Source organism: Microbulbifer agarilyticus (assembly GCF_019800665.1).
GTDB lineage: Bacteria > Pseudomonadota > Gammaproteobacteria > Pseudomonadales > Cellvibrionaceae > Microbulbifer > Microbulbifer agarilyticus_C.
In genome coordinates this window covers 1-9,576 of record NZ_JAHVKO010000011.1, presented here as the reverse complement: position 1 = coordinate 9,576, position 9,576 = coordinate 1, and the positions used below count along the sequence as shown (strand labels likewise).

General features: G+C 46.8%; 10 protein-coding genes. All 10 read right to left on the bottom strand.

Features of this window, described 5'->3' with window-relative positions:
• Positions 1–236 precede the first annotated feature (236 nt).
• Positions 237–734, bottom strand: a complete 498-nt coding sequence (locus KUV22_RS17110; RefSeq protein ID WP_222232998.1) for a hypothetical protein — start codon at positions 732–734, stop codon at positions 237–239.
• Between the two features lie 123 nt (positions 735–857).
• Positions 858–1,226 (bottom strand): CPCC family cysteine-rich protein, encoded by a 369-nt coding sequence (locus KUV22_RS17565; protein WP_390625309.1) that lies wholly within the window; start codon positions 1,224–1,226, stop codon positions 858–860.
• 55 nt (positions 1,227–1,281) lie between these two features.
• Entirely contained in the window at positions 1,282–1,668 is a 387-nt protein-coding gene (locus tag KUV22_RS17100) for a hypothetical protein (protein WP_222232996.1), read from the bottom strand.
• 136 nt (positions 1,669–1,804) lie between these two features.
• A complete protein-coding gene (locus KUV22_RS17095) occupies positions 1,805–2,179 on the bottom strand; it encodes a hypothetical protein (protein WP_222232995.1) in 375 nt (124 codons plus the stop codon).
• Positions 2,180–2,329: 150 nt separating this feature from the next.
• Positions 2,330–2,866 (bottom strand): hypothetical protein, encoded by a 537-nt coding sequence (locus KUV22_RS17090; protein WP_222232994.1) that lies wholly within the window; start codon positions 2,864–2,866, stop codon positions 2,330–2,332.
• Positions 2,867–3,572: 706 nt separating this feature from the next.
• The gene (locus KUV22_RS17085) at positions 3,573–4,058 is read right to left on the bottom strand and encodes a hypothetical protein (RefSeq protein ID WP_222232993.1); all 486 of its coding nucleotides are present in this window, start codon (positions 4,056–4,058) and stop codon (positions 3,573–3,575) included.
• Between the two features lie 155 nt (positions 4,059–4,213).
• Positions 4,214–4,582, bottom strand: a complete 369-nt coding sequence (locus tag KUV22_RS17080; protein WP_222232992.1) for a hypothetical protein — start codon at positions 4,580–4,582, stop codon at positions 4,214–4,216.
• A 1,011-nt stretch (positions 4,583–5,593) separates the two neighbouring features.
• Positions 5,594–6,079, bottom strand: a complete 486-nt coding sequence (locus KUV22_RS17075; RefSeq protein WP_222232991.1) for a hypothetical protein — start codon at positions 6,077–6,079, stop codon at positions 5,594–5,596.
• 145 nt (positions 6,080–6,224) lie between these two features.
• A complete protein-coding gene (locus KUV22_RS17070) occupies positions 6,225–6,773 on the bottom strand; it encodes an STM3941 family protein (protein ID WP_222232990.1) in 549 nt (182 codons plus the stop codon).
• Positions 6,774–6,925: 152 nt separating this feature from the next.
• Positions 6,926–7,249, bottom strand: a complete 324-nt coding sequence (locus KUV22_RS17065) for an immunity protein Tsi6 family protein (RefSeq protein ID WP_222232989.1) — start codon at positions 7,247–7,249, stop codon at positions 6,926–6,928.
• Positions 7,250–9,576 lie beyond the last annotated feature (2,327 nt).

The window sequence follows — 9,576 nt, the reverse complement described above, 5'->3', positions numbered from 1 at the left end:
GAACGAACATGCTTGCATAGCAACCAGCCAAACTAGCTCCATGGTGGATGCTACTTTGAGGCACTGAGACTTCGGTAACCTCGGATAAATGAAAAAAACCTACCGGCACCAATAACGCCCAGCGCAGGCGCAGCCAGCGGGGAGCGCCTTTTGTGTTAATGTTTGAGCGACAGCGAGTAACACAAAAGGTGCGTAGCGTTGGCTGTCGCTCTGCCGCTGATTGTTATGTGAACCCACTAGACGTCGGAGCACAAGCCAGTATGCAGCAGGCCATTGGATTTAAACCAAAATGGTGCACTAGTAGGGTTTTCTCTTCCTTTACTTAGGATACTACTTGTTCTATAGAACTCATAAATCGATAGATTAGCTACACCTTTTGTAAAAGCGCCTGCTGGATTTTTAAACTTATAAAAATAGGAAACTTCAAACGCACCATCGTTACCTTCCGGCGTTGAAAGAACCATAGTTTCTAGTGATTTATCTTTCATATAGTTTGCGCTGAGACTAGAGCTCTGTATTGGCATAAGCTCTCCTTCGCCGTTGACGTCGATACTATATTCAACTTTATTGAAAGTGATACTTTTCCCTTTGAATTTATCGTAGGAATACTTGTTAAGTTCTGCGTTTTTTCCCAAGGTATATGATTCCGAAATTTTGCAGTCATAAATTTCAGAAGAAATCGCGCTAGAAGAAATGACAGATAGCAATACAAGTAACGATTTATTTAACTTCATCTTATACCTTAGAGTTTTATTGGACTTCTGCTCACATAACGCCCACAGCAGGGGCGGCTGAAGCGTAGCGTAGGCCGTCCCGCAGAGGCCCCGCTAGGGGCTGACGCAAACTGCCTGTGTTTGTTATGTTTTTTCACTTATATGCTCGAATTTAGCTCGAGTTTCAGCGGGTAGCGCATACTTAACACAATGTTCTGTACAAGCGCCGATCATGTCAAAGTTTACCCTAGCTTCCTCCAAGGTTAGTCCGTGGTTACAAATTGACGGAACCGAAACTCGGTGATCAACAGAGGAGTCATACTCCCAATAGCAGATTGGGCAAATTTCACCATGCTCTCCAGCTCTTAGAGATATATACCCACAGCAAGGACAGTCGATAAAGTAATCCTTACTCACATGGCCTCCTGAAACATAACGCCCACAGCAGGGGCGGCTTAGCTTATGCGCGTTTTGCGCGAAAATGGGAGCGAAGCGACTGCGCAAAACGTGCATAAGGTAAGACGTCCCACGGAGGCCCAAAGGGCCGGAGTTTCACTGCCTGTGCTTGTTAAATACAACCTGCTCTCGGGTGCTCGCCTATGACCTCTAGCTTTGCTGCATTGAATGCTAGTGCATAGTGGTAGCTAGTCTCTGGTCTATCTTCGAGCTCAGCATAGGTTTCCAAAATGGTAGCGGTCGGCTCTAGATCAGCATTGTCTTTATAATAACGAACGCTAATAAATGGCGATAGGCAATTAAGGTATTTGTCTTTATCTAGCCCGGGTATGAATTTTAGTACAGCCCCCATATAGCTTTCTGCCAGAAGACTCAGATTACCCGTCTCAAGCTCTCTTACCGCATTGGCTCTGGCCAAAGACTCTACTTGATCCAAAAGAGTCTTTTCCCCCTCCACGCCTTTCAAAAAAGCATATACCGATGAAAACATCAGAATCATCAGAGTACATGCACCAAGAATTATGTAGTTCTTCATCTGCCTGATGTGTATTTAACGCCCGGCTTTGGGGCTGACTTGGAGCGGCGAAGCCGCGGAAAGGCAGTCCCAGCCCCGCAGGGGCGACAACAGCCGCTTGTTAGGTGCCACAGCTCGCGACCTCTATTAATTTACGACGCTGCCCCTTTTTCCCTATATAAAAAGCTCCTTCTGGAGACACCATTAGCTGGAACTTCACATCCCAGTTGCCGCTAATGTGCGACCACTTAGGTGGGGCAGGCACGGAATAGTAAATTGTATTCCCGTCATTTTTAACCGATATACATGTACCTGATTCTGTCTCAAATATTGGAATTTGAACGGAGCCACCCGTGTCTGCTTGATTATCCCCTTTAACTCCCTTTTGACTATCGATCAGGACAGGAGTCTCGTAGTTGTTTCGAATAATGCCGGTGTAAATTACAGAGCACGAAGCCAACACTGGTAAAACTAAAACAAGTGAAAGAAACTTCATAGTGCACCTAACGCCCGCAACAGGGGCGACCAATGCTATGCACATTTTGTGCGAACCTGGGAGCGCAGCGACCCGCACAAAATGTGCTTAGCGTTGGGCGTCCCGCGGAGGCCCCAAAGGGCCGGAGCATACTGCTTGCGCTTGTTAGGGCTACTTTGGTTTCCTTGCCACGACAAAGCCTTTTGTAGGTGCACAACTTTCCCAGCATGAAGTACCCACCACAATATCTGGATACTCATAAAAATAGAGCGCCAAATCCTTGTTTTCATTTGTAGTAGCTGAAAGCTCCCAAATTTTTGGCTTAGCCTCTGGGACATCTTGACCAATAGATCCGAATATATTTTTCTGGTGCAAGCCGTGCAGGAATTCATTTGCACTTCCACTAAGCTCATCTACTGATATAGAGGTGAAATAGTATTGATCTGGCCCCAAGCTCGGTTTCTCGTTAGTAACTAGTTGGGCTGGATAAATTATTGGCCTGCGTTCTGGGATAAGTATGAACCCATAGTTTTCAGTAAAAGTAATAATGTGGCCATATTTTGAACATTCAACTTTTGCCCATCGCTCTACAGGGGCTCCAGCGATTTGGGTAACGGAAGACTTCGGTGCACTATCACACGCTCCTGCGAAGGCTTGTGCAGCCGATAACAGCAAGCCAGTTAAGCTCAGTTTTATAATTTTTCTCATACTCTAAATCCAAATAGCTCTCGATCAGAGAGTAGCCCTAACGCCGCGCTCAGGGACGGCTTGGTTTGTGTGACTTTTGCGCGAACATGGAGCGCAGCGACTGCGCAAAAGATGCACAAACTAAGACGTCCCCTGCAGCGCCTTGTTAGGGTTGCCCCTCAGACAAACGATTTATGCCAAAAATTACTGAAGGAATGCCAACTAATGCACAAAGAAATGACATCCCGAGATAAGGCAGTACCTCAATAGTAAACTCCAAGTCTTCATAGTCGAAACCCCTTACGAATTCATGGAGCAGGAATACAAATGCAACTGTAAAAAATATGCCTACAGTAAACGGTAAGCACTTAAGGAAAAACTTGCTCATGATCTGGGAGCTCCTCTATAAAAACGCCCTGACAAACCCCAATGCTTCGACTCAATATCTCTACAGACACCGCGAAGCATATAATTGAAGAAAACAAGATATACAATTGCTTTCTTGGCATAAATTCTACTTAAACCCTAACGCCGCCGGCAGGGGCAGCTTACCTTGTGCGCCTTTTGCGCGAAAATAGGAGCACAGCGACCTGCGCAAAAGGTGCACAAGGTAAGCTGTCCCGCGGAGGGCCGAAGGCCCGGAGCAGATTGCCCGGCCTTGTTAGGGATACCAATCTGGGTACAGCCCCCAAACAGGAAATAAGCTCTATATTATTATGATAACGATCTAATCCGCACCACGGCTTTCGATTACAGCGAATTCGTTGCCCTTAAGGGTTAATTTTTGCATCTTTTCATTAACGATGAAATACATAGCATCCAAGAACTCTCTATAGTTTGGCGGATAAGAACATGCACCAAAGCTATGATTCGATTCGCCTGAAATCTGCACTGATAGTTGTGCGTGTCCACCATGACACCACTTGTAATGGTAATCATGTTCCCACTGTAACAAGTCAAACTTTTTGGCCAAGTAAATTAATTGATTTTTATCTGCGTTATTTATTTTGACTGAATCCCACTCAGGAAAGACCGCCGAACCCTCTACACTCCAATTAATCAAAACAAGGAGTTCGTTTTCGCTGACACTTACCTGCTCTACAACTTCAACTCCGTCCCTGACATACAGTAGCTCATGAAAAAGCTTAAATTCTTCCGCTTCTGCAGACATAGTTAGTAATAAGGCTACTGCCAACGACAAGATCCACTTCATTTTTGTATGCCTAACGCCTCAAACAGCGGCTGACAATGCTGGGGGGCTTTTGCGATAAAATGGCGAAGCCATTGCAAAAGACGCCCAGTGTTGGCAGTCCAGCACCGTAGGTGCGAGGCTGCTTTGACTTGTTATGATTTTGCTATGACTCATGGTTAATCTGGGTTGTATGAACCGAACGGCCCATAAACAACTTTGCCGGAAATAATGCTGGCCTCGAACTCACTTTGAGTGGGCAGATTGCTAACATAATCTTTCCATTGCTCATTTATGTGCACAGACCAATCTGATGCTAGCATTTCATTGATTGGTTGGAGTATTTCCTCTGGGTGCAAGCCGTCTTCAGCTAACTTTTGTAATGCTTTCTCTGTTGCCTCAACGTATGTTTCACCTGTGGCATAACAGCTTACATACGCGCCACCTAATTCAGGAGGCATTATTGAGTTTTCTAGAGGCTTAACATGAAAAGGGATAATAAAAACCTTTTCTGTATTTTCCTTTTTCCCAAATAATTTCTTAAGCATGCTTACTCTCGGATTAAAGACTCATAACGCCCGCAACAGGGGCGACCAATGCTATGCACGTGTTGTGCGAAACTGGGAGCGTAGCGACCCGCACAAAACGTGCATAGCGTTGGGCGTCCCGCGGAGGCCCGAAGGGCCGGAGCATTTTGCTTGCGCTTGTTATGCATTTTTAAACCGTGCGTAAACAGTGCATAAGGTCACAACAACGAGTATACCAAGGCCACTCCAGACCACGAGAGGTATGGAAGAAAATATCGAATATAGGTAGCAGGCCACCAAGGCAAGGAAACCCAATAGTCGCAATATAAGCTTATATAATGATGAGTGTGCAGATAGATAATCAGGATCAAAGATCATTTTCGGGAGCACTGCGCTAAGTATCCAGCAGCCTGTAAATGCTCCCATTGCCAGAAACCACTCTAAGCTCATTATTCCTACCTATGCATAACGCCCAGCGCAGGCGCAGCCAGCGCGGAGCACATTTTGTGTTAATGTTTGAGCGTCAGTGAGTAACACAAAATGTGCGTAGCGTTGGCTGTCGCCCTGCCGCTGCTTGTTAAGTGATACTCTACAGGTTTTCGTATAGATCATTTCCAAGCCTCAGCGCTCGCTCGCCAGAAACAGTATCGTCCCAGTCAAAAGTAGGCGTAAACCACAGATATTTAGCTTTCTTTCTAAGATAAAAACATTTTATCGAAGAAAAAGGATCGAAGCCCTCTTTCTCCAACAAGAAGCAAATTCTATCCAGTTCATCTGCAAAATCTTCCGAGCTATCAAACGATGACCACAAACAATCGAAACCTTCTTCTCTTAGGAACGAAGACGCCTCTTTAAGATCCGCTATTAGCTTTTTCTTCTCCGGACACATATTCACTTAACGCCCACAGCAGGGGCGGCTTACCTTGTGCGCTATTTGCGCGAAAATGGGAGCGCAGCGACCCGCGCAAATTGTGCACAAGGTAAGACGTCCCGCGGAGGCCCGAAGGGCCGGAGCCCTACTGCCTGTGTTTGTTATAGGTTTGGAGCCTCGCCGCTCTCGGTGATGGAATAGTTGACCAGCCTAACGCCATACACTGCTTTTGCTTGGGATTTTGATAAGTCCGCATTACCAATTGGAAAAATCTGGCCGCTGGAGATTATGCTTGAATCTCCATGAGGATACTCTTCCCCAACGTATTGCAGCAGAGTAGTACAGCTGGGAACGTCAAATAAGAGAGATTTTTCTGCTCCAAGATTAAAAGACAAATCTTCTTCTACTCTTTGGTTCCACTCAAAATACCAATCCCCACCTCCACATTTACGATCCTTATAAATGCATAAGACTGGAATTTCGCTTACCTGAGAGCCCTTTTCTGTCTCGATCTCCGCCGCAAGTGAGAGGTTATATCGCTCTTTACCTGGGAACTTATCAGAGCTTGTTGCACATGCCACCACTGTTGCCGTTGTCACACAGCCACTCATCACGAATGTCGAAAAGAGCAAAAATAGTTTCTTCATGTACGACCTATAACGCCGCCGGCAGGGGCAGCTTACCTTGTGCGCATTTTGCGCGAAAATGGGAGCGTAGCGACCCGCGTAAAAGGTGTACACGGTAAGCTGTCCCGCGGAGGGCCGCAGGCCCGGAGCAAATTGCCCGGCCTTGTTAAGCACGCTTCTTGGCGGCTCGATAATAGTCATAAACGACGGTTTTTAGCCCTTGGTGGTCAACTTTAAGACTGTTAGCTGTGAGATATATAGGTGTACCCCAAGTCTTGAGGCTATAGCTATTGATAGCTCTTTTTATTGGATTTCCAGATTGGCAGTACTTTTCAGGATTTTTAACGAGTATTGCGATATATTTTTGACCACCCGCTTCTCTCTCTCTTAGCCCAGTTATTTCAGACCACAAAATCTTGCCGACCGAAGCAGGACTTGAATTATCAACTATGCCGTCCGCGGTAAGAGTCAAGGCTGGCTTTCTTTCAAAAATTTTTTTCGTAATTAAGATAGCGTTGATACCGCAAGCAAATATCACGATTATGCCCAATGCATAGACCAAAGTGGGATTATTGAACCTCTTGGCATCCTCAATAGTCGATATATCAAGAGTAAGTAACCAAACTCCGACGCAAACAAAAACTATTGAACCCGCTACGACAAGGGCATTCTTTAGCTGACTGGCTTTGATGACTCTATCTTCGAGCTCTTTCATATCTACCTTCGAGTGCTTAACGCCCGCAGCAGGGGCGACCAATGCTGTGCACAAATTGTGCTAAAAAGGGCGCGCAGCGACCAGCACAATATGTGCACAGCGTTGGGCGTCCCGCGGAGGCCCAAAGGGCCGTAGCAATTTGCCTGCGATTGTTATGAGTTTGTACCAAGGACGTTGAGGTCAACCTTTAACCCCTCTCTGGTTCTTACAGCAACATAAAAGGCCTTATTCAGCGCCTCTATAAGTTCCCGATCCGATTCATCTATCTCTCTTGCCGCAAAATGCCCGAAAGTTAGATTAAAGAGCCCTGCTCTATCTCCGGTTCCTGTCTCAAAATAGGATATGAGCCACTCAAGTTGAGCTTTAGTGGAATCCATAATCTGGGGCAGGGTTACTCGTGCCTTACTCTCAATCCGATCATTGCAAATGAGCAAAGCTTCCCTACAAATACTGGCTTTTAGATCTTCTTGGCTCATCAGCTCTTAGACTCATAACGCCCGCAACAGGGGCGACCAATACTATGCACATTTTGTGCGAAATTAGGCGCGCAGCGACTCGCACAAAATGTGCATAGTGTTGGGCGTCCCACGGAGGCCCGCAGGGCCGGAGTCAACTGCTTGCGTTTGTTATGAGTACCTCCAGGAGTAGCAGCGCAACGAAGAGAAAAAAGAATATGAATGATGCTTCATACCTTCTTTTTACTCGTTTTTTAGACGCTAATACTTCCTTTGGTAGATCCTCTCGCTCAAGTTCCGCATTGCCGAATATCAGCCCCCAATAATAGTAGGAACGATTGAAAAGCGAAAAATACTTTTTGTGAAGATCCGGGCGTTCGTTCTTTACAGCCTTCAAGAGGCTCCTGCCTGAAACCGTGGCAAAGAGAAACAACCCAAACCCCAAAGCAAAACAAAGTATTCCAATAACTAGCATGCTGTCAGTACGTACTCATAACGCCGCCAGCAGGGGCAGCTTACCTTGTGCGCATTTTGCGCAAAAATGGGAGCACAGCGACCTGTGCAAAAGGCGCACAAGGTAAGATGTCCCGCGGAGGGCCGAAGGCCCGGAGCTATTTGCCTGGCTTTGTTATATGTTTTTTACTTCATAGTAGGCATTCCCAAAAATCCTACCTTTACCTTGCCTTACCAAAATAGAATCACCTGGTTTGCATCTATGATGGAGCGTATCAGCTACAAGTCCACTATCCGTGCGGAAATATAGCCTAGTAATGGATCCTCGTAATGAGAAGGTTTGCTCACACATCGTGATACGCCCATTACCCAAATTAAAGAACTCAGACGGCTTATTTATAAGCGTCAAAATCGCAGTGGCTATAGCTATGGAAACGCCTAACCCTATATCACGCGCCTTCAATGGGACGGGACTTCTACGCATGGCTTTCTTTCATTGGTGACATATAACGCCCGCAACAGGGGCGACCAATACTATGCACGTTTTGTGCGAAACTGGGAACGCAGTGACCAGCACAAAAGGTGCATAGTATTGGGCGTCCCGCGGAGGCCCGAAGGGCCGGAGCATTTTGCTTGCGCTTGTTAGTTTTTGAGTCCACTGCGCCTGAGGTCACTTTACCGAGGGCGAGGCCAAATATATACCCCATTATTTACATAGTAAGATTTTAGTATCGGCAGTTTTCTGGCTTTAAATAGATCAGGAACGCCGCCGAACCGATCCTCATATATGCCTACAGCGCGAAGCCGCCTAACACGCCACAGATAGAACGAATCACCTGACCGAATCGCTTTGGCTTCGCGCGTAGCAAACCTTTGAATTAGCGATTTCAATTGAAGCCTGCGAATCTCTTTAAGTACGAGCACCTTAAATAGCTTGCTCTCCTTCCCAAGCTTGTAGTCCATTCTCCGTATATTTATTTCGCTACTCCTTGGGGAAAACTAACGCCGCTAGCAGGGGCAGCCGGAGCGCAGCGTAGGTTGTCCCAGCCGAGCCCCGAAGGGGCTGGGCGATCCTGCCTAGCCTCGTTATTGCGGCCGCACTCTGAATTACCTACTAGCACTTTGCCAGCCACGGCTTGGCTGGCCACTGCCTAAATTTACGAGGAAAGAATACCGCACTTCCCCCAACTATTTTTTATCTTACTGGCACTCCAGGGGAATACTCTGGATTGCCCTCCTCTACCGAGCCTGAGCGAACACTCTAGGAACGAACATGCTTGCATAGCAACCAGCCAAACTAGCTCCATGGTGGATGCTACTTTGAGGCACTGAGACTTCGGTAACCTCGGATAAATGAAAAAAACCTACCGGCACCAATAACGCCGCCGGCAGGGGCAGCTTACCTTGTGCGCGTTTTGCGCGAAAATGGGAGCACAGCGACCCGCGTAAAAGGTGCACAAGGTAAGCTGTCCCGCGGAGGGCCACAAGCCCGGAGCAAGTTGCCCGGCCTTGTTAAGTGCTTATCACCTGCAAGCCAGGCACTCTAGTTCACTTATTGTTGTGTATTCTGCGTACCAATAATGCGAATCTCTCAACTCACGATACTCTAGCGCGGTAGTATTATAAGAATTATGAAAGCGCTTTTTTAAAATAACTAGTCTTTTGCATTTTGGTGGCCAGTCCGTTTCTTCGACCACCTCATTACCACGAGCTAGCTCAGCTTTAAGCACCTCATTAAGCTCATGCGACTCAAACACCTCGTCACCTTTTATGTACTTAACGCCGCCAGCAGGGGCAGCTTACCTTGTGCACCACTTGCGCAAAACTGGGAGCAAAGCGACCTGCGCAAGTGGTGCACAAGGTAAGCTGTCCCGCGAAGGGCCGCAGGCCCGAAG